This is a genomic window from Enterococcus sp. DIV0756 (genome assembly GCF_051710745.1).
Lineage (GTDB): Bacteria > Bacillota > Bacilli > Lactobacillales > Enterococcaceae > Enterococcus_A.
The window spans coordinates 894,940-916,552 of record NZ_JBIOLF010000002.1 but is presented as its reverse complement, the minus strand read 5'-3'; the positions used below and the strand labels follow the sequence as shown (position 1 = coordinate 916,552).

Annotated in this window: 21 protein-coding genes; 1 reads left to right on the top strand and 20 read right to left on the bottom strand. The window is 38.8% G+C overall.

Translation table 11 applies throughout. The annotated features are described in order from the left end of the window. Window positions 1-45: 45 nt before the first annotated feature. The 17 genes from IGI44_RS20815 to IGI44_RS20735 form a co-directional block, all read right to left on the bottom strand. On the bottom strand, window positions 46-234 hold the full coding sequence (locus IGI44_RS20815) for a hypothetical protein (protein ID WP_127979868.1): 189 nt from the start codon (window positions 232-234) through the stop codon (window positions 46-48). A gap of 11 nt (window positions 235-245) precedes the next feature. After that, on the bottom strand, window positions 246-725 hold the full coding sequence (locus IGI44_RS20810; protein ID WP_438789827.1) for an RrF2 family transcriptional regulator: 480 nt from the start codon (window positions 723-725) through the stop codon (window positions 246-248). 123 nt (window positions 726-848) lie between these two features. Beyond that, the gene (locus IGI44_RS20805; RefSeq protein ID WP_438789826.1) at window positions 849-1,802 is read right to left on the bottom strand and encodes an LCP family glycopolymer transferase; all 954 of its coding nucleotides are present in this window, start codon (window positions 1,800-1,802) and stop codon (window positions 849-851) included. Next, entirely contained in the window at window positions 1,777-2,940 is a 1,164-nt protein-coding gene (gene wecB / locus IGI44_RS20800; protein WP_438789825.1) for a non-hydrolyzing UDP-N-acetylglucosamine 2-epimerase, read from the bottom strand. Before wecB ends, IGI44_RS20805 begins: the two co-directional genes overlap by 26 nt. Window positions 2,941-3,112: 172 nt before the next feature. Further along, window positions 3,113-3,613: a DUF4352 domain-containing protein gene (locus IGI44_RS20795; protein WP_438789824.1), complete on the bottom strand. Its 501-nt coding sequence runs from the start codon at window positions 3,611-3,613 to the stop codon at window positions 3,113-3,115. A gap of 16 nt (window positions 3,614-3,629) precedes the next feature. Beyond that, window positions 3,630-6,503 carry an immunoglobulin-like domain-containing protein gene (locus tag IGI44_RS20790; protein WP_438789823.1) on the bottom strand — a complete coding sequence of 958 codons (2,874 nt, stop codon included), beginning with the start codon at window positions 6,501-6,503 and terminating at the stop codon, window positions 3,630-3,632. Window positions 6,504-6,566: 63 nt separating this feature from the next. After that, window positions 6,567-7,250 carry a CpsD/CapB family tyrosine-protein kinase gene (locus IGI44_RS20785; RefSeq protein ID WP_438789822.1) on the bottom strand — a complete coding sequence of 228 codons (684 nt, stop codon included), beginning with the start codon at window positions 7,248-7,250 and terminating at the stop codon, window positions 6,567-6,569. Between the two features lie 24 nt (window positions 7,251-7,274). Continuing rightward, window positions 7,275-8,048 (bottom strand): YveK family protein, encoded by a 774-nt coding sequence (locus IGI44_RS20780; protein ID WP_438789821.1) that lies wholly within the window; start codon window positions 8,046-8,048, stop codon window positions 7,275-7,277. A 35-nt stretch (window positions 8,049-8,083) separates the two neighbouring features. Beyond that, window positions 8,084-8,770, bottom strand: a complete 687-nt coding sequence (locus tag IGI44_RS20775) for a sugar transferase (RefSeq protein WP_438789820.1) — start codon at window positions 8,768-8,770, stop codon at window positions 8,084-8,086. 235 nt (window positions 8,771-9,005) lie between these two features. Beyond that, window positions 9,006-9,776: a winged helix-turn-helix domain-containing protein gene (locus IGI44_RS20770; protein WP_438789819.1), complete on the bottom strand. Its 771-nt coding sequence runs from the start codon at window positions 9,774-9,776 to the stop codon at window positions 9,006-9,008. Further along, a complete protein-coding gene (locus IGI44_RS20765) occupies window positions 9,754-11,019 on the bottom strand; it encodes a glycosyltransferase family 4 protein (RefSeq protein ID WP_438789818.1) in 1,266 nt (421 codons plus the stop codon). Before IGI44_RS20765 ends, IGI44_RS20770 begins: the two co-directional genes overlap by 23 nt. Next, window positions 11,016-11,741: a WecB/TagA/CpsF family glycosyltransferase gene (locus tag IGI44_RS20760; RefSeq protein ID WP_438789817.1), complete on the bottom strand. Its 726-nt coding sequence runs from the start codon at window positions 11,739-11,741 to the stop codon at window positions 11,016-11,018. Before IGI44_RS20760 ends, IGI44_RS20765 begins: the two co-directional genes overlap by 4 nt. Next, on the bottom strand, window positions 11,734-13,152 hold the full coding sequence (locus IGI44_RS20755) for an oligosaccharide flippase family protein (protein WP_438789816.1): 1,419 nt from the start codon (window positions 13,150-13,152) through the stop codon (window positions 11,734-11,736). The genes IGI44_RS20760 and IGI44_RS20755 overlap by 8 nt, the downstream gene beginning before the upstream one ends. Continuing rightward, window positions 13,149-14,360: a polysaccharide pyruvyl transferase family protein gene (locus IGI44_RS20750; protein ID WP_438789815.1), complete on the bottom strand. Its 1,212-nt coding sequence runs from the start codon at window positions 14,358-14,360 to the stop codon at window positions 13,149-13,151. The genes IGI44_RS20755 and IGI44_RS20750 overlap by 4 nt, the downstream gene beginning before the upstream one ends. Window positions 14,361-14,383: 23 nt before the next feature. Then, on the bottom strand, window positions 14,384-15,061 hold the full coding sequence (locus IGI44_RS20745; protein WP_438789814.1) for a YveK family protein: 678 nt from the start codon (window positions 15,059-15,061) through the stop codon (window positions 14,384-14,386). 15 nt (window positions 15,062-15,076) lie between these two features. Then, window positions 15,077-16,114 (bottom strand): glycosyltransferase family 4 protein, encoded by a 1,038-nt coding sequence (locus IGI44_RS20740; RefSeq protein ID WP_438789813.1) that lies wholly within the window; start codon window positions 16,112-16,114, stop codon window positions 15,077-15,079. Continuing rightward, window positions 16,111-17,358 carry an O-antigen ligase family protein gene (locus tag IGI44_RS20735; protein ID WP_438789812.1) on the bottom strand — a complete coding sequence of 416 codons (1,248 nt, stop codon included), beginning with the start codon at window positions 17,356-17,358 and terminating at the stop codon, window positions 16,111-16,113. Before IGI44_RS20735 ends, IGI44_RS20740 begins: the two co-directional genes overlap by 4 nt. 281 nt (window positions 17,359-17,639) lie before the next feature. Here IGI44_RS20735 and IGI44_RS20730 point away from each other — a divergent pair, with 281 nt between their 5' ends. Next, window positions 17,640-19,178 carry a helix-turn-helix domain-containing protein gene (locus IGI44_RS20730; protein ID WP_438789811.1) on the top strand — a complete coding sequence of 513 codons (1,539 nt, stop codon included), beginning with the start codon at window positions 17,640-17,642 and terminating at the stop codon, window positions 19,176-19,178. A gap of 16 nt (window positions 19,179-19,194) precedes the next feature. On the opposite strand, the gene IGI44_RS20725 is transcribed toward IGI44_RS20730, so the two are convergent. The 3 genes from IGI44_RS20725 to IGI44_RS20715 all read right to left on the bottom strand — a co-directional run bounded on the left by IGI44_RS20725 (window position 19,195) and on the right by IGI44_RS20715 (window position 21,602). Then, a complete protein-coding gene (locus IGI44_RS20725; protein ID WP_438789810.1) occupies window positions 19,195-19,959 on the bottom strand; it encodes a tyrosine-protein phosphatase in 765 nt (254 codons plus the stop codon). A gap of 313 nt (window positions 19,960-20,272) precedes the next feature. Then, on the bottom strand, window positions 20,273-20,614 hold the full coding sequence (locus IGI44_RS20720) for a PTS lactose/cellobiose transporter subunit IIA (protein WP_438789809.1): 342 nt from the start codon (window positions 20,612-20,614) through the stop codon (window positions 20,273-20,275). A 55-nt stretch (window positions 20,615-20,669) separates the two neighbouring features. After that, window positions 20,670-21,602 carry an ROK family protein gene (locus IGI44_RS20715; RefSeq protein WP_438789808.1) on the bottom strand — a complete coding sequence of 311 codons (933 nt, stop codon included), beginning with the start codon at window positions 21,600-21,602 and terminating at the stop codon, window positions 20,670-20,672. Between the last annotated feature and the right edge of the window lie 11 nt (window positions 21,603-21,613).

The window sequence follows — 21,613 nt, the reverse complement described above, 5'->3', positions numbered from 1 at the left end:
GATTACTCCCTCAAAAATAAGTGACCTATACTCTTTTATATCAGGTTATTTAAAGCGGTCTTTGACTGAAGAGGACATATCCTTAAACTGTTTTCCTACAGCTTTGCCTTTTTCCGCATACTCTTCTCCGATACTTTTTCCTTCTTCACTGTATTTTTCGCCTAATTTGGCTCCTTGTTCTTTCGTTTGCTCAAAGCTTTCTTTTAATTTGTTAATTTCATCTTTAAATGACATACTACTCTCTCCTATTCTTCGTTAATTAATTTTTTCCAATCAATGATCAAATACTGACCGTCCGCATCTTTTGGTAAAATCTCTGTTAACAAATGCGCCTCTAATTGTTTCAAATACGTTTTCTGAGCTTCTCTATGGATGGCCTTAACGACCTCCGCTTTTTCGTTGATTAAATTCTTATCCATAAACATCGCATTGATAGGTTCTAAATTGATATGGGAAAGAAAGGGCGTTTCCCCTTCAACAGCCAAGAAAATATCGAGAAAATTGATCTTTTCTTTAGGCTTTTTCAATTTGTACCCGCCTTGCTTTGACGCATAAGATTCAATTAAATCCGCGTGCTTCAATTTCGTTGCGATCTTCTGTAAGTACGTATGTGAGACATTCATTCGCTTACTGATTTCACTCGATTTTAGCGAGTCGTTTTCTGGTAATTCTGCTAACATGACTAAAATTCCAATAGCTTGGACGTAGGACGATGATAATTTCAAGTACTCACCTCTTTCTACAGACATTATATATCCGCGGATAATTTTTGTCTACAGTTATGACGAGTTTTTTTCCGAAGACACCAATAACTTAGGTAACGAAGGATACATCACAGGAATTTCGTATTATGTTCCCATAGCCAATTCTGTTTTTAACAAGCGCTGAACTCTAGCTAATTCTTCTGGAGAGATACGTTGATAAGAAATTTCATCTTGCATGAACCCTTCTCCCTTCGCCTGTTGGGATTCAATCGTGCTGAAGGCGCTACGATAGTTTTTCGCTAATATTGCCAAATCATTCAATGAGATATCCATGTTGATCGTACCACCGAGACTCGTTAAAATTTCTTGGTAACGACTAATCCCCTGAATACTGCGTCCTTTCCTCAAAATCCCTGTAAGGACTTGACGTTGTCTCGCTTGCCGACCGTAATCTCCTTTTGGGTCATCGTAGCGCATTCGGATATATTTTAAGGCACTGCTTCCATCTAGTTGCTGGGTTCCTTTAGGAAAGTGGGTTTCTTCATAGGTAAAGGCAAAGGGATTTGAAACTTCAACATCTCCAACAGCATCAACAAGGGATTCAATTCCTTTCATATTCATTGATACGTAATAATGGATCGGTATATCCAGTAATTTTTCCACCGTAGCAACCGTCATGGCTATTCCGCCAAATGCATACGCATGATTGATCTTGTCCATGGTGTTATGCCCAACAATTTCAGTGTATGTGTCTCGTGGCAAACTAACTATTGTGGTTTTTGCTTTTTGAGGATTTATTGTTGCCACCATAAGCGTATCGGAACGCCCTTGTTCCGTACGATCTAAAGCACCAGTATCAACACCCACTAATAAAATACTGAAAGGTTCCTTCTGTTTTAGATCAACGGCCTGTAGCTTTTGTGTCCTAGAAAAGGGTTCATACGCAGCATTGGTCGTTTCCTTTACATCATAAAAGACCTTGGCAAGTACCGCAGTGAGTAAAAGAAGCAGTAAACATACTATTGTTACTAGGATTGTTAGGATTTTTTTTAGTCGTTTTCTTTGACTCGGTCTAGTTCTTTTTTTCTTGTATCCCATCACTACACTCCGTCATTTTTTCTGTTCTCGTCAGTCGATCACTAAAAACTTGAGCTAGAATAATGGCAATGCGCTCACTCGCAAGTCCATCTCCATATGGATTCACCGCTTGAGCCATTGCTTGGTATGCTTCGGGGTCTTCTAACAGTTTTTTAGTTTCTTGATAGACCCTATCCTTCTTTGTTCCCACCAATCTTAAGGTTCCTGCGCTGATCCCCTCTGGTCGTTCAGTCGTATCACGTAATACTAGAACAGGAACACCTAATGAGGGGGCTTCTTCTTGAACACCGCCAGAATCTGTCAAAATCAAATCACAGCGTTGAGCGAAATTATGAAAATCAAAAATATCCAGCGGTTCGATCAGTCGGATATTTTTATTCCCCCTCAATTCCTTTTCTGCTAATTGACGAACGGCTGGATTTTTGTGCATAGGAAAGATAATTTCGATCTCCTTTTTCTCGGAAGCCAATTGGGCCAAGGCTTGAAAAACTTCTGTCATGGGTTGCCCTAAATTTTCTCGCCGATGCATCGTAACTAACAACCGACGCTTATCATTTTCTAATAGACTAGGGTGTGAATAATCTTTTCGGATTGTATATTGCATGGCATCAATCGCCGTATTTCCAGTCACAAAAATCTGTTCTCTCTCACAGTTTTCCTTTACTAAGTTGGCTGCACTTTCTGCGGTTGGTGCAAAACAAAGATCTGCTAAGGAATCGACAAGTTGACGATTGATTTCTTCTGGAAATGGCGAGTATTTTTCCCACGTACGCAATCCCGCTTCAACATGACCAACGGCGATTTTTTGATAATAAGCCGAAAGTGCGGCTGCTAATGTGGTCGTCGTGTCTCCATGAACCAATACAACATCTGGAGATTCCTCCTCTAAAATCGGGGTCAGTTTTTCAATGATTCTTACTGTCACATCACTCAAGCTCTGCTTTTCCTTCATAATATTCAGGTCAATGTCAGGGGTAATTTCAAAGAAGGCTAATACTTGATCCAACATATCCCTGTGTTGCCCAGTCACAACTACTCTTGATTCAAAACGTCTGTCCTTTTCTAACACCTTGATTACCGGTGCCATTTTTATTGCTTCTGGCCGTGTCCCAAAAACTGACATTACTTTTATTGCCATATGTATCTCCTTCTATCTAATAGTGTGTCTCATACAACAAAGAATCTTGAAGGAGCTGATTCCTCTCTCCTTCAAGATTCTCTAGGTTTTAAACATAAAACAAGCGAATGGAAGACCTAAATAATAAAAAGTTTGATTGGTCTCACGAAATATTGATCAATGAAAAAATTTATTATTGTAGATTCCATGTTTTAAGGGCCTTGTCGGCTGGAGCATAAGCCAATTTCGTTGGTTTTTCTCCTGGCTCGATCAGATAATATAATTTTCCCTTAGAAGTTTTCTCAGGCGCTAATACACCACCGAAGGCTTCCATTTCCTCTGTTACGTTGTATGTTTTATCTTTTTTATTCTTTTTGTCTTTTTTGTCTGTCATCAATTGAAAATCAATTGCGCCGATCCCTTTATCCTGAGTGCCAATATTTTTGCACTCTACTGTAAAGGTAATGAGCTGCTTAGGCTTGTCGGCTTGATTAACAGACTCACTGCTCACTACCTCAGTGATTTTCATCTCGATCCCATCCGCTGTAAAAGGTTCCGCCAAATCGTCTTTCATTGAAACTTTTGATACTTTAGCAGTGGTATCTTTACTGCTATCCGTTTCTTTGTTGCTTGACGAAGCACACCCCGTTAAGAAAAAACAAACTGCCACGATGCTTAATAATAATTTTTTCATTCAAAATCTCCGTTCGCTAGTTCACCTGAACTGTTTTTCTATCTAATTCTTTACCATCTGGACCATAAGCCACTAAGTAAACACTGTCGCCTTTTTTGATTGCATCGCCCACGTAATAGTTGAAGGTTCCATTTTTGAAGGACCCACCGATTGAAACCAAACCATTATTCACATACAAGCGCGCTTGTTTTACATCACCCACGTAGATCCCCGTGATCTCAACTGCTCCTACTGTGTAGGTATTTGGTGAGATGCTTCCATTATAAGAAGAGCTTGCAAAATTAACTTTTACGTTCTCCTGCAATAAGACATCGTTCTCCCCATAGGCATTCATTGTGACAACATCTCCTTGTTTGATGCTGTTGCCAACATAATAGGTGAATTGTCCATTTTTAAAGGTTCCACCCCATGAAATAACATTTCCATTCACAGATAAACGTGCTTTCTTCACATCGCCTGTATAGGTTCCTGTAATTTCTCCATTTCCAACTGTGTATTGGCTCGGTGTAATTGTTCCTTTTTGAGCGGGAGTTTGTTTTACATTTACAGGATTGTTTTGTGTCAGTACAACGTTATTTTGGTCATAACCGTTAATCAAGACACTGTCGCCTGCTTTAATTTTTGAAGTCCCTACCCAATAAGTAAAACGACCATTATTAAAGGTTCCGCCCAGAGAAAGGACCGCTCCATTAACGATTACTTTGGCTTTCTTCACATCGCCCGTATAGGTTCCTGTGATATATTCATCCCCTACTGTATAGCTGTCTGCTAAAATAGACCCAGCCGTCGTTGATTCAACTTGAACTGTCTTGTTGTCTAGTTCGATATCCTCAGCAGAGTAAGCGACTAAACGAACCGATGCTCCTTTGGAAATAACATTTTGTCCTACATAATAGGTGAATGAACCATTCTTGAAGGTTCCCCCTTGCGAGATTAATTTGTCATTTACATATAATTTCGCTTTCTTCACATCATCTGTATACGTTCCTGTAATTTCAACCGAACCAACGGTGAATTTATTTGGTGTAATCGTTCCCTTAGCTGCTGGTGCCGCAAGGATGTTCACTCGATTATTTTGAGTTAATACATCACCATCGACATCATACCCATTGACTAGAACACTATCGCCTTTTTTAATGGCATTTTTCCCTACCCAATAGCTAAATTCACCATCTCTAAAGGTACCGCCGATTGAAAGTACTTTTCCATTAATGATTACCTTGGCTTTTTTCACATCCCCTGTATACGTTCCACGAATATATTCATCACCAACGGTATAGTCATAAGCAGAAATTGTTCCACTGTAATTTGAGAGCACCTTCACAGTTTTCTCGTCTAATTTCTTTTTATCTTTGTCATAAGCAACTAAGACAACTTTCGAATTTTTCTTAATCAATCCTGTACTCACTTCATAGCTGAACTTGCCATCCTTGAAGGTGCCTCCTTCAGATACTAAATGTCCATCCACATAAAATTCTAGGTAAGAGACATCGCCTTCGTATTTACCTGTGATCAGGCCTTGACCAACGGTATAATCATCAGGTGAAATTCCATGAACACTTTCTTTTACAGTCACTTCAATGTCTTTTGTGGTAATGCCTTTGTGTGTATCTTCTACAGAATACGTAATGTAGTATTTTCCTACTGCGTTGGTATTTACTGTATTTGATTTAATCACGATTTTTGATGTCAAATCGCCATCTTCTTCATCATGAGCAGTAACGCCCTCCAAAGGATTAAACGGCATTCCTTTTTCAATCACCTTATTTTCAGCATTGATGACTGGCAATGTGTTTTCTGCAACGGTAACTTCGATCGTCTTAGTCGCTGTTAGCCCATGACTATCCGTGATTTTATAAGTTACAGGATACACGCCAGGTACATTGGAGCGTACTTGGTTATCAATGATAATGACATTTTTCGTAATATCGCCGTCTTCTTTATCAATTGCTGAAACACCTTTCATCGCAAATGCTCCAGTAAAATCATCCCCCAAAACGATTTTGCGATTTTCAGCTGTCAAGACTGGTTTTTCTGTTCCATAAGCCGGATCGAGTTTCGCGTATTCTAAGAAACCGCTAGATTCTTTTCCGCCACCAACTGTCCAGTCAATGACATTATTGTCCTGTGTTAATCCAGTATTAAAATGATATTTTCCATCTAATGAATTCGGAATACGAATTTCAGTATCTGTTACAAAGCCACCCAGATCAATATTCACTGTGCAATATACATGAGGCAGGAGACCGATAATTGTTGTTATTTTTGGATTTTGGATAATCAACGAGCAGGTTTCCGGATCAACCTTAATATCGGTTGATTTATAGGTATAGGACTTGATTGGAATTCCTAAGTTGTAGGCCTTCATTTCACCAGATAAATAATTAATGAATCGAGGATCTTCTAACAACGGTTTGAATTCATTTGGTAATTTGACTTGATAATACGTTTTATCTGCGATCCCTAAATTGGCTAACTGTGTAATATTTAGATCTACAGATAAAATACCTTCTGTTTTTTGATTATTGATCACTAATTCCTTGCCTGTAGATGTTTTTAAACCAATTTTTCCCCAAGCAATCAGACCAATATCCATAGGCTTGATTAGTGAGCCTCCAGATTCTTCACCTTCCGTATCTGCTGCAGTATTACTTTCTGCAGTTGGTACTGATTTTTCTTCCGTTGTTTCTGTTACTTCCTGTACAGGTTCATCATTCGATTCTGGCGTCGCCTCAGGCAAATTTTCTTTTTTTAGACTATCTGCTAGCTCTGGCGCTACCTCCTCTGTCCCTGTCGTTTTTTCTTCTGCCAAGGCAGCTGCTGGCAATAACCCTGTGTTCAGCAACATCAAACTGCTGGCACCAATTGTCAATAATTTCTTTTTCTTCACTAATTTTACCCCTCTCTTTTTTTTATCCTTGTTTTATTACTCTGCGTATCCATCCATCACCCCCTAATATTTGTAATATTTATAGTTGCCAGCACTCACAGATTTTGCTCCGTTATAAACAAAGCCGATTAAGCGTGCATTTGACCGATTAAGTAGCGTCTTACACTTGACTAAGTTGTTTCGCTTCGTGCGATTTTCGCGCACGACTAAAATGACGCCGTCGACCTTTGAGGAAAAAATCTGTGCATCTGTCACTACTAACAATGGTGGTGAATCAACTACAATGTAGTCATACTGTTCCTCAAGTTGACGAAAAACTTCGTTTAATCGATTCGAATTTAACAGCTCGGATGGATTAGGCGGGATAGGACCCGCAGGCATAAAATCCAAGTTCTTCATCTGCGTGCTTTGAATAGCTTCATTTGGCAGACTGCGAACATTGCTCAATAAGGTACTGAGTCCCGCTGCTCGACTCGAATGCGAATTAAAAAACTTGCCTGCTGTGGCGCGCCGTAAATCGCCATCAATCAGTAATATTTTTTTATTGGTTTCAGCCATCACTACTGCCAGATTAGCTGCTACTGTCGTCTTCCCTTCCTCTTGTTCAGTAGAGGTAACTAACAGCAGCTTAAGCGAATTCCCTGCAGACTCTGCGAACTGAATACTCGTTCGTACATTCCGGTACTGTTCAGTAATAGGTGAAAAGCGATTTTCAATCGATATAAGTCGTGTTTCTCTTTCCTTCATGTAATGACACTCCTATTCCTATAGTTAGACTCTTTTTCTTTGCCTTCTGGATACCTGCAAAGATTCCTCTGATAAGTTTCTTTTCAACAGATCCTTATCCTTAGCAGACATTTTCATATCTACACTGGTCGTGTAAGGAATAATTCCTAAAGCATTGGTTTCGAAAATTTCATATACCGCTTGTTCCGATTTGATAGTCTGATCCACACTTGCTCGTAAAAGAACAAACAGAAGCCCTACGAGACCGCCGATGAATAGACTTAGAATCAAATTTAATTTATGGTTTGGGGAAATCGGAGAACGGCTAGCCATTGCCTCAGAAGTAATGGAGATTTCACCAGGAATTTGACTTTCTGCTAAGGCTTCTTGGAAAATTTGCGAAGTCGTATTCGCTAGTTGCGCTGACAGTCTGGGGCGATCACTTACAGCTCGGATCGAAAAAAAAAGCGATTCTTGCTGTTGTTCCAGCGTGATGGCCTCTCTTAATTGACTCATCGTCAACTGCTGATTTTCTTCTGTCTTCAGCTTTTCCTGCACCTGTCCTAGGACTAGATCGCTTAATACTAATTCTTTGTAGGTTTTTACCAATTGCAGATTGGCCGTAATTTCGTTTGATAAATTTTCTTCACTCGATTTCGTCGCAGCGATCATCTGTGTTTGCGAGCTGTACTTCGGTGTGAACCAGAAAAAAGAAATGTATCCGCCAAGCAATAATCCGGTAAGACTAAAAAGAATAATAGTAGGTAGTTTTTCTTTAATCGTTCGTACAAAAAAGGGAAATTTTAAATTTTCGTCCATAATGATTTGTTGCCTCCGATAGTTGATATGTTGATCTAGTAAGCCCCGTCACGGGTAATGATCACCAGCAACGTTTTAAGCATAATCTGTATATCTAAAAGAAAACTGCCTTTGGTTAAATAACTAAGATCGAGCTGAATCATCTCTTCAAAATGGAGCCTGTTACGTCCGCTGACCTGCCAAAGTCCTGTACACCCAGGTTTCACCAGTAACCTTTGACAATGATAATCAGAATACTGCTCGACTTCTCGCGGCAATGCTGGTCTTGGTCCAACAATGGACATTTCCCCTTTCAAGACATTGACAAGTTGCGGAAACTCATCAATGCTGAACTTCCGCAACAGTCGACCGACTTTAGTCACACGCGGATCACATTTCATTTTGAACATCGCACCTTTGATCTCATTTTTTTTCATCAGTTCAGCTAATTGATCCTCCGCTCCTACGTACATCGTTCGAAACTTATACAGCACAAAATAGTCTCCGTTTAATCCAACACGTGTTTGACTAAAGAAAACGGGGCCTTTAGGATCTTCCAGTTTTATAAGCAACGCAACAATAGCAAAAGGGATCATAAGCACTAATAGCCCCATTGTACTGACAATTAAGTCGACAAAGCGCTTGGTCTTGCGTGAAAAAAAACTAGCTGTTGTTAACTGATGTTGCTTCGTTAATTCGACAGTATTAAAAGACGAGTCATTTCCATAGACATTATTCATCATTTCACTTCCAAAATATCGAAAAAATCCGACGTATTTTTCTTTATTACTAAATTTGTTTTTTTAGAATAATTACAACTAACAAACTAATAATAGAACAGAAGTAATTACTTGAAACATCAAATACATGATGATTTTCTCTGTTTTTTTAGCTAAAAAATGGATTTTTTCCAGATATGAGCCTAAACACAGTTACTTTCCTTCTATTTTTGTTCATTTCGTGATTTTTTTGCTATTTCTAAAGAAAAATATTCTCAGTTACATTAAGAATTTGCTGCGCATCACTTTTTTTTAATTCTGCCTCTGTGTGAATCAATTGGTAAAATTCATCTGAAATTTGATACCCTCTTCCCCAAGCCGTATCAATTGGATTAAACGTCACTCCGCATTTTTCAACTTTTTCTTTGATATTGCGAACACAGCTGGATAAAGCGGACATTTTTGAATCCGAAGCGTTTTCCTCATTCCATATTTTTTGGCACATTTCCTGGCGCGAAAGATAGCGTCCTCTGTTTTCATACAAACACATGAGTAAACGGCTTTCGCGTCTAGAAAAACCGAAATTATAAAGATGGTATGTCACTTTAGGTGCTCTCTTTTTGTTGTTTGCGTATCCACTTTCTTTCGGCTTTTCTGATTCATTGGGTTCGATCGTCTGGCAAAGCTCGCGAATTTCTTCTAATGAAGCACTTCCTTTAATCCGCTGATCAATGACATAATCGCTTTGTTCTTCTTCAAAACCTTTAGTGAATTCACTTTCATATTTTCGAATGATCGCTGGAACATGTTCACGAATATTGGAGATTACTTCTCTAATTTCTTGATACGAAATCGTTTCACTCAATATGACTGCATCAAAGCAGGCAAGCAGGTGACGCATTTCCTGATCCATCGAAAAGCAGGCATTTAATAAACAAGTACTGCAAAATACTTCGTTATTCATTTGCTGTAGTTTGCTTTGAAAGCTGGTTTCAGCCAGTATATTTTTAGTTAAAATTAATAGTTTCATCTTCAGTCTCCTTTTTTCGACCCTTTTCAACGAACTGTTTGATACTTTTGACGAACTCATTATAGTAGCGTTCCTTCGAATGTCTTGTCCTCTTGTTTAAAGCCTCTTCACTCAGCTGCTGGCGCAATTTTTCATCGTGAATCAGTTGATCCAGCGCCTCTGCAAAATTTTCCAAAAACTGGGCATCATACTCAATTAATCGTGCGCTTTTTTCGCTAATATATTCAGGAATTCCACCGATTCTAGTTGCAATCACGGGAATCCCCATCGCTTGTGCTTCAACAGCGGAAAGACAACAAGTTTCATGAAAAATTGAAGGGACAGCACAAATGTCAGCAGCCTTTAGATAGTGTGGAATCTGTTGCTTCTCAATGTATCCCGTAAATCGCACATCAATCGGTAATTGCTCCGCTTGACTGATTACTTTTTCAAAATAGCGATCCGTTTTAGCAGAACTATAGGTAGTTCCTCCTAGCACCAAAACTTTGACATTCTCCAAGGAATCCAACCTATTCAACGCTTCAAACAGAAGATGAAGCCCTTTTGTTTCTGTCACTCGGCCTGAAAAAACAATGACACAATCTGATTCGGTGTACTTCCATTGAGCACGAATTTCCTGTTTTTCCTCTGGCGTCGCTGGTAGATACGCCTCCAGCGAAATGCCGTTATTCACGCGATAAAATGCCGGCCAATCATCTGGATACTCGATCTCTCTCACACGATCATTAAGAAAATCACATACGGAAAATACGCCGTCTAGGTGATCAAGCAGTTTGTTTGCCCCCATTGTTTGAGGATTTAGATAATCATTGTGCAGATAAACTCCGAGCTTTCCCGAGAAAAAGGAGCGGACAACAGGTATTCGTTCTGGACAATTCAGATCGATCAAACAGTCTACCGGATTTTCCTCTAAGTAGCATTTAGCCGTGTACATTAGCTCTGGATAAGGAATAAGATTGGTTCTTTTCCCTGTCACGATATGCGTTGCTTTGTTCCAACATTTTTGATGGAACCACCAAATAGGACGTTCTTTAGTTTGTACAGAAATGACTTGGCTAAACTGATGTGTTTGGTTAAAGGAAGGAATTGCCGAGTCAGCTGATGACACTACAATCAGCTCCAGCTCCTGCCGCTGTTCATTTTCCTCGATCAAAGAATCTATTAACGTTTCGATTGCTCCCCCCTTTACTGCGGGGATGGGTAATTTCCCATACGTTAAAAACAGAACACGATGTTTCTTCATTTAAACTTCTCCTGAACTAGTAAGTAGACAAAATAGAGATTCTCAAAAATATACCGCTTATAAAGTCGTTGCGGTTCTTTCATAAAACGATGCAGCCACTCTAATCCACTACGCTGCATCCAAATGGGTGCTCGCGAAATCTCACCCGCTAATACATCAAAACTGCCACCGACACCCATGATCAAATTGGCCTTTAGATCGTTCTTGTATTTACTGACAAACTCTTCCTTATAAGGAGAGGTCATGCCTATAAACAACATTTGCGGGTGGCAGGCAGCAATCTTTCGAACGACTGCTTGCTCATCCTTGAAATAACCATGTTGAGCCCCTACGATCCGCAAATGAGGATAATCTTGTCGCAAAACCTCGAGAAGCCGATCGAGGATTTCTTCTTTGGTTCCCAAAAAGTACACCGTCATCCCCAGCTCTTCTGCTTGCTTAAGCAGCTCCAGCATCGTATCAATACCAGTCACACGCTCAATCTCTCGCTTTTTCAACCAACGGCAGGCACGAACAACTGAATAGCCGTCGGCACTTACCATGTCCGCCTGTTGAATGATTTTCTTTATTTGAGCATCCCGCTGACTCAATACAATCTTGTTGGAGTTGACACCCACATGTTCAATGACTTCATCTCGTTGAATACGTTCAAGCATTTCATCGACGGTTTCCTTCAAATTTCCTTCATCGATCCACAGATCAAAAAGTTCAATTTTATTCATGGCGTTCTCTCCTTTTTTGTAAGATGAATGGGAGCAAATCGATACAAATAATGGCCGCAATCACAAGAACTTGAATGATGAACCTACTGGCTTTTGAAAAGAACTGTCCTTCACTAAGAGACAGTTGCAAAATCAATAATCCAAACTGAAAAACCATTTGTTTTGTGGTTAACGTGTGGCTCATTAATCGATTCGTCTCCTTTTTCCGTAAATAAAAAATGACTAAAAAACCAAGTCCAGAAGCGATCGAAGCTCCATTGATTCCAATCAGCGGAATCAGAAGAATGCTGCCAAACAGACTAATTGCCGCTCCCACTAATGAAGTTGTTAATACCCCTTTTGTTTTCTTCACCACAATATAGGACGTCCCTAAAAAGCCTGAAATACAAGAAAAAAAGTTACTTACAAGCAAAAGAGGAATATAGGCTTTGGCAAAATAGAACTCTTTTGATAGCAGTAGAGACGCTAAGGGGTCTAAAAATAAGAGAATTAAACTAGAGAAAACCAGTAGCACCGTACAATAATGGTTGAAGACACCTTGATAAAAAGCACCTGCGTTCTTTTTTCGGTATTGCTCCACCGCCGACAGCTGCCAGGCCTGCAAAAAGATCGAGCCAATTACTGATAAAAGACTCGGAATTTTGCTAGCTGCTGCGTACATTCCATTACTTGCTACTCCTAAAAAGAACGTCATAATAAAGCGGCTGGAGGTCGTGAGAATCCACCACATCGCAGAATTAGGAATCAATGGCAAGCTATAAGTAATCAGCTGTTTTCTCTGTTCAGGATTCCCGGCTTTTTTTCTGTTAAGTAAATCCTTCCAAGAAAGATTGCTAAACAAAAAGACTAATGAGCAGCTGTTTGCCAATACTAGTGATAGAAAATAGGCTTCCAACTTGTTCGACAGCGCTCGAAAAAAGACAAGACCTAAAAGTAAAGTTAATAATGACAGGAAGATGCCGTTTGCCGCATAAACTTTCAACTTACCGACTGCTTTCACGTACTGCATAAAAATCAACTGAATAGATTGAATCGCCAATAAAAGAAAACTGAGCACGCCAATAGATGAAGAGATTGCTATCTGTGGACCGAATAGATAGCAAGCACCTCCTAAGATTGCTGTTAAGATAAGACCAATAAAGTTGATCCCAATAGCTGTACGCAACCAACTGACTTTTTCCGAAGTGCTTTTGCTGTCTAAAACAAAACGCAAAACACCTTCAGAAACACTTAAACTAATGATTGGCAACAGAAGATTGATGGAATTAATCAACAAGTCAGCTGTTCCATACTCACCTTTTGTTAAATAGTAGGTGTAAAATCCGACTAAAAAGAAGGTGATCAGCTTGCTGCCAAAACTGCCAATAGCGAAAATCAAAGAATCATTCACTAATTTTTTATATTGATTCATATAGTTACCAATTTTTGTTGAAGACTCTGAATCATTTCGTAGTTTACGGCAAATGCTGTGCGCATCTCTTCCTTACACTGCTTCATTCGAAACAGCTCCTGCTGATTGTTCGCTAGTTTTAAATCGATTTTTTCTAACAACTGCACTCTGTTGTTACTCCAGTCTTCAATCGCCATGACATCCTCTTCTAATCCAAGATTTTTGAACATCTCGATGACCTTCTGTTGCCAGGACAAGCCAATGATCGGTACAAATTGTGAAACGGCGACTATCATTGAATGCATCCTCGTTCCAATCACTAGATTCAAGGACTGGTACAAGTCCAATAAGTCCTCCTTATCCTTAACAAAAACCACATTTACCTGAGGATTCTTTAAGAACATCCCATACAGAGTTTCAATCGTTTCGTAATCCTGCACCTCAGAAGAAAACAGTAGGATTTCTTTTTTGGCATCTGCCAAGCGCTGAATCAAACATTTCATTTCTTCCAAATAGTAGAGATACTCTTTTCGTGAACAGCCGGTAATACGATAATCAATCACACAGATACCAATTCGCTCTCCCGCGTTTTTCTGTGCCTGTAATTGTTCGAAGGGCAGCAATTCCGGCAATAAAAAGACCGGATCGACCGACGCATAAGCTGCTGGATGGTTCGCATTTTCCAAGTATTCCAATGATCGTTGATCACGAAAACTGACATAGTCACATTTTTTTAACGTAGTAATTGCCGCATTTTTTTGTTTTTCCGTACAAAATGGACCAATCCCAATCGAGCTGACCACGATTGGAAGCTGATGTTGATTCGCCAAAGCAACTACCTGATCAAAACGTTGGGCAGATAAAGTTGCTGGAGATAGATCAAAAATTGCATTCCCTCCGCCAATCATTAAAAAATCGGATTGTTTTAAAGCGTCTTCGAAATTTCGAATATCTGTTGGATCGTACATTCTTCTTCGCGAGCGTATCCACTTGCCTTTACTAATAAGATTTTTTACTAACGGAAGCTGGCGAAAATACTTATAGTAGATTTCATGAGTTTTAGAACGACGAATCAAACGATTATTTAATTGAATTTGTGATTCTTCGATTAATTTATAGCTGTATTTTTTTGTCTCAATTCCTGTTAACAATTGATCTGTCAGGGTTTCGGCTATCAAACGATCCCCAATGTTTGAACTATCAATAAAACTAACTAATGTTGCTTTCACGCATGTCCCTCTACTTTCAACTTTTATAATTCATAGAAATCCACGATGCCGATGTTTTCTATCTCAATGAGAAGCTGAACAACTTCTGGCGATCTCACGTATTTTTGTTCAGATAAATAGAACCAAGCAAAGCTACAAGAAGTACTGAACATAAAGCTCGCAATTCCCGCTCCTACTATCAGCTTGGACAAGCGAGGTGTTCGCACAGTCTCAGAGGTTTCGGCTGAAAGTAAAAATACGTTTCGAGGCAAACGGCTCGCCTCTACTATTTTCGGAAAGATTTCGCTTAAGCTTTTAGCTATTTCTTTACTCTCCTTTGAACTCCTTGTTGTGACAGAGACCGTAAAAATTTGAGAATTGATGCTGCTGGACGGCTTCATACAATCCAATAATTGCTGCTTGCTTTGCTGTGGCAGGTCTTCTTGGATCGCCTGTAACACGGCATCACTTTTCACCAACTCCTTGTAGGTTTCAATCAATTTGATATTGCTAGAAATTACTTGATTTTCATTTTCTAAATCATCCTCATTACCCTCAGCAGACTCTGCTACGGGCAATAAAAAGGACACCTGATTCGTATAGTAAAACCCCTTCATAAAAACAAACCCTGTGCTCCCTATCACCAACAACCCAAACGTCAAAATTAAAATTGTTTTTTTACGCTGCCATAGAACCTGTAGGAAATCGTTAAATGAATACATGTTTTGCCCCTCTCTTTAACCAGATAACGAATCATAGACAGATTCCCAATTCTGAAGATAGGCCTCCATAGAATAGTGTTCCTGAATCGTCTGCTTCGCGTTTATGGAAAATCGTTTGCGTTTTTCTGGATTCGAGAAAAAACGGATGATTGCCTGCTCCATATACTCAATATCGCCAGGCCTAACAAGAAGACCGTTCTCCTGATGCTTGATTACCTGACCAATTCCGCCAACATCCGTTGCCATATTCGGAATTCCGCATGCCATTGTTTCTAAAATTGCCATAGGAATGCCTTCATGATAGGAAGGCAGAAGGTGCAAAGCACAATCCTTCAGCAATTCTGTTTGATCCCTAGTCCAACCATGCAGCTCGATATTTTCACAATTTAACTGTTTCATTCGTTCAATTACCTTTGGTGTGGTTTCATCCGTATCCCCATAAAGATGAAATCGAATTTCTGGTATTTTTCTTTGAACTCGTTTCGCAAGTAAAACAATGTCGTGGCTTCCTTTTCGTTCACAAATCCGCCCAAAAGTCAGTACATTTATAGAATTCACTTGATACTCACTTTCAGCAGGAACAAAAACAGCATTATTTATAGCTATCACTTTCGTTTGGGTCAGCGTTTGATAGTATTCTTTCCAGTCCTCTCCCAGAGCCACTACGAGGTCCACCCCATCCAACACCTTGCGAATGTAGCGCCGCTCACCTCTAGAGGCTTCCGTATAGAAGGCCTTAAAATCGGGGGCATGCATATGAAAGATGATTTTTGTTCCTTTTTTCGCGGCTTTTTTTAAAAGAGCTTTTCGGTAAAAACTGGCATCCTGAGATACATGAAAATGAACAATGTCAATTTTTTGTACACGAGTCCTTACAAAAAGCTGACAGAAAGTACGTAGGGCATAAAAAAGCTTGTTCTTTTCATTCCAAGAGAAAAGATAGTGAATTTGCCAATTTTCATTCGTTGGAAAATAATGAATAAAATTTTTGATTACGGTGGATATTCCGCCTTTTCCAGTGCTTTTCGGACCCACCATCACGATTTTTTTCATACTTGCTCCTCTTTTATTACTTGGATAAACATGCAGGTAAAGCCAAACACGGTTGCGGATAGTGCTGAGAAAAAGACATGCCCCACCAAGAAACTGTAGATGATCGTAAAAATTAATAAGAAAATGCAGAACCCATTTCTACCTTGATGCATCGCTACTCTTAGAAAATGAACCATTACCGTGATCAAGATGACCGTTCCGATGATGCCATAAGAAAAGAACATATCGAAAAAATCCATTTCAATCAGCCCGCCCCTTCTGCCGTACCAGTTCCACCGATTCTCAAAGCCAGAGCCAAACCAAAAAACAGATTGATTCTTAGGCAATTCATAAAAATTCGCAATTGCCTCTTTCAAATACACGTTTCTAGAGCTCAATAGCAGTCGGGGCCAATCGTCTTGATACAGCGTACGAAAATAGGTAAAGCGTGCAATAATACTGGATAATGATCTTAGTAGAAATTCTTTTCCCTTCATTAGAAGAAAGAAAAGTAGTCCAACTAAGATTTCAAAAATAAAGAACTGCTCATATAATGTCCGGCTCTGGTGTCGAAACAAAAAGAAGCCGATCAAAAAAATAGAGTAGAGAATTCCAGTCAATAAACCGGATTTTGTCCCTAGTATCAACAGGCAATACAAGTTCAGAAAATAAAGTCCTAATAACACCCCGGCAGGAATGACCTGCCTTTTTTGTTGAATTAAAAACCAACCAATAAAAAAAAGCATGATCAAAAACGCATATGCAATGTCATTCGTTGCGAAATAGAACCCTTTAAAACCCGCCACATCATCATAGGTACTATTCCCTAATCCGAGAACATATGGAACCAGCAGTCCCCCAATTAAGAAGGTATCTAGAAGAAGCGCTAGCTTAGTTAATCTTTTTACTGACAAATAGTTCCCGAATTGCTTCGCAAAGAAAGGAATCAGCAAACACAAATAAAAACGAATCACATAAGACAGTTCATCTACCAGTAACTTAATGCCTGTATTAAAGAAAAATGTTTGAACAATGCACAGGATCGTCAAAGTAAAGAGTGTTATCAGTAGTAAGAAGTAATCATCTGTTTGTTTCACTCCTTTCGTAAGTACTCCATAAAAAATGTAGGCGATGAAAAAAATACGATAGATCGTTCCCAGAGGAATATTGCTGCCATAGGAGATGAAGACGCCATTAAAAATATCCACTAAAGGAAAAATCATGATTAGCAATAAAAAAATATGAAGCCTCATTCGCTCACTCAATAAATCGCTCCCTCGTTTTAAAATTAAATAAACAATTAACGCTATAAATTAAACACAATTAATGGTAATCTAGCCGATATTTCTCTAAACATCTGTTTTTGTTAATTTTCAGTCAAAATTTGATTGGTAGACTTTTAACCAAGAGTATAAAATAATAAATGTAAATTAATAAAACAAAATATTAACATCACAAAAGTCTATTTTTTATTAATCAAAATATTTCTTACTTATTGTTTGACTATTTTTAAAATAATTTATTAAAAGGAGGTGTATATAGAAAAATGTTTCTAGTCCACCAAATTGCTGATCTATTTGACAAAGAAACGTTCACAAAAATAGAAATTATAGGCTTGTTAAAGGAAAGTAAAACGTGGCTGTCTATTGATGAACTGTCCTCGCAATTAGGAATTAATCAACGAACCATTTTGAAGTACCTTACATTTATTGAGGAAGACATTGATACCTTTACCTCAAACAAAGAAATTGTGTTGAAAAATCATCATAAGAAAGGGTATTATTTGCATTATGATTTTGAGCCAGCCTTGGAGGATTTGATCTTTCGGATAATCGAAGGAACGATTAATTATCAATTAATCATGAAAATTTTTTTTTCAAAAATGACGTCGATCATTCAATTTTCACATCAGTACTACGTTAGCGAGTCCTCCCTATGGCGCATGATCAACAAATTCAGAGAAAAGTTAGTTCCAAAAGGGATTTCAATTGAACGCCGCTCATTAGAGCTAATGGGGAATGAGATTCATATCCGTAATCTCAGCTATTTTTTGTTATTAACTTCTTATAGCAGAGGCAGCTGGCCTTATGGCAGCACAACAAGATTGATCACTGAAAAAATAATTGACCGCGTAATTAGTTTTTTTCATTTGTGCTTGTCAGACTTTGAATATAAAAAGCTTTTTTGTATGATTGCCGTCTGTTTTGAACGTGCGAAAAGAGAAAAATACGTGTGTTTAACGAAAGAATTGCGGGAGAATATTGAGAAAAGTGAACTATTCGACCGTTTTTTTTACGAACTGAAAGATGTTTTGCCGAAGGAGCTGCAGCGGCAGGAGGAAGTCGGATTTCTATTTTTATATGTTTTCACGATTGATGAGGTATTTAATAATACTTACATACGGAAGGAATTCATTGAATTTAACTATGAACGAAATACGCAATTGTACCAGTCGGTTGAGGCGTTTAAAGAACTCTGGTTCGATGAACAGCATTTTTTTATTTCCAAAGAGGATCTTAAATTAGTAGATAAGACTCTTTATAGTGCTCATTTGTATTGTCAGTTATTCCAAAATAAAGAACCTACGAATTGCGATTCACAGGATTCTTGTCTCTTCAGCAACGAAACAGTTTCGCCACATTTAAAAGAACGTGCACGCGAATTGCTTTTCCTATTGCAAAAAAAAACAAATTTTCCATTATTTAAAGAAACAAACTATCTTTTGTCCATCTATCCATTATTATTTGAAACAATCACCCCTCTTCAAAAGGTGGAAGAGCCATTGCAAATATTTTTAGCGTCAGACTTATCGAATTTGGAGGAACAACGTCTGATTAACATGATTAAAAATGAATTTCTAGGAAGATTTAAAATGGAAATTTATACGCATCACGATTGTTTACGAGAAATGAACTCACTTGATTTGTTACTTTCAACGAGAAAAACCCTTTTAGTGGACCAGCCTTCAATTCCGAACATCGTCATTCCCAGAAAGCCAACAAAACTTGATTTTTGTACACTAGATATGAAGTTAAACGAATTGTTCATGGTTAAAAATCAACAAAAAAAGCATATATCCTTTTGAAGGATACATGCTTTTTTCACGCTGAGAAAAAGAAAGAATGTTTTACTTTTTGAAATGCAGGGCGTTGGACAGGATCACCATTCAGTAAATCCTTAGTCATTTGTTCCATTTCTCGGACCCGCTCTTTTCCAAATTTTTTTTCTATTTCTTGATAAGCTTCTCTTAAATAGAATCCGCGCTGTTCAACACTATGAGCATCTGATGCGACCATGAAACCCAACTGATTTGCCAGCATTGTTTTGGCCGCTTTTTGAACCTTTCGACCGAAGAAGCCAACAATACTTGGGGCAGTCAACTGTGTTAATACCCCCATCTCCAAATAGGGCAGCAGACGGTTCGGGTCTTTTGAAAAAACGGCATTACGCTCAGGATGTACAATCACAGGCGTGTGTCCATGTTCAATTAGCTGAAAAAGGAGTTGATCAGCGTAAGCAGGAACTTCCAATGTTGGGAACTCGATCAAAAGATAGTGATTAGATAAATCCGTAAATAGTAATTCTCCATGATGGATATCTTCCAACAACTCACCTGATAACCGTACCTCTTGTCCTTCAAAAAGTGACAGCCCGATCCCTCGTTGATTTAGTTCTTGCTGAAAACTATTAACGGCTGCAATGACCTTCGAGGCTGGATTATTGTAATGACCGTTTTTATGATGCGGCGTACATAAAATGTGAGTAATTCCTTGTTCGACAGCGGCATGTGCCATATCAATACTTTTTGCTAAATTTTCAGGACCATCGTCTATTCCAGGAAGAATATGACAATGTAAATCTATCATGCATACCACTCCAAACTACTTTTGTTCGATTCTATCAAATCCCCTAAACCAACACGCGTCAAATTTTGTTTGTTTCTCGACGCTATGTGATTTCAAGCACATTGGAATACTGAGTAATTTGATAGGTACAGGGTGCGAAATTAATAATTCCTAGTAAAACTTTCTATTAGCTCTCTTTTTTGATAACTTTAGTTCGTTCATCATTTTTTTTATTCATATGAGTAAAAGAACAGCTTAATAAAAACACCTGTGAAATCACAGATGTTAATGTATCTTCTATATTAATAACTGATCTTGACGAACTCATCCGTAACTATCCCAATAAAGAAGAGCTCGAATTTTTTTGTAAACAACCGTAAATCCCAATAACTTCTTTGGCTAAATCACAAAAGGCAATAGAGGTCATTAAATGATCTTGACTATGAACCGTCAATAAGGTGATCTCCGTTTTTTCTCCTTGCGCTTCCTTCGTCAGCATATCTGTTTGAGAGTGGTGTGCCTCGACGATTGATTGTTCTGCGGCTTGAATTTTTATTTCAGCCTGACCCATATCCCCCGTTTTTGCTGCTTGTATCGCTTCCATTGCATCACTTTTTGCGTTTCCACTATGAATAATTAAATTCATTATCGCTTCTAATTGCTCTTGATTGTTCATTTAGTTTCTCCTCCATAAGATTTTTAGATCTACTTTTTCTTTCTATTGAACGTTGTCATACCGGAATCATTTTTAATATTTCGATGATTTGATACGCGGCACCATAGACCCCTGCATCATTTCCTAAACTGGCTCTTCTAACTTGAAGACCGTCTCTGATTTGTGGGAAAACATATTGCTCCAACGCGTTCTTCAAAGGATCAATAAAGAGAGACCCTGCTTCGGAAACACCTCCGCCGATCACTAACTCTTCTGGATCTAATGTATTCAGGATTCCCGATAGAGCACGTGCTAAATAATCAATCGTTACGTTTAGAGTTTCCCGAGCAAATGGATTTCCGATTTTAACTAGTTCAAATAATTCTTTTGTATCGCTAACGAGTGTTGTTCCCGCTAGTTGATTCATTGTTTTTACCATTCCACTAGCTGAGCCATAACACTCGAGACAGTTCAGATTCCCACATCCGCAGACTCTCTTTTCAGCAGATTTAACAGGGATATGTCCAATTTCTCCGCCTGATGAATGGTGACCATTCACAATTTGTCCATTTACTATGATTCCTCCACCAACACCTGTCCCTACCGTGATAAACACGATATCCTTCAATTGCTCTGCCGAGCCTTGCCAAAATTCACCTAAAGCGGCCGCATTGGCATCATTTAGCAACGCAACTGGGACTCTTAGTTTCTGCTCAACGATCTGTTTTAGAGGAAAATTATCCCATCCCAAGTTTACCGCCCGTTTCACCTGAGATTCGTCTACCGGGCCAGGGACACCTATACCAATCCCTGACAGCTCGTCAAGGGATGTTCCCGTTTCATCGAATTTCCTTTCTATGCTGTCCACGATTTCATATGGAATATGAACTCCCTTATCCTTACAGTTTGTAGGAATGGACCATTTCTTACTTACTATTCCACTACTATCAAATAAAGCCAGTTTGATTGATGTTCCACCAATATCAACACCAATGATTTTATCTGACATAAGACATCTCT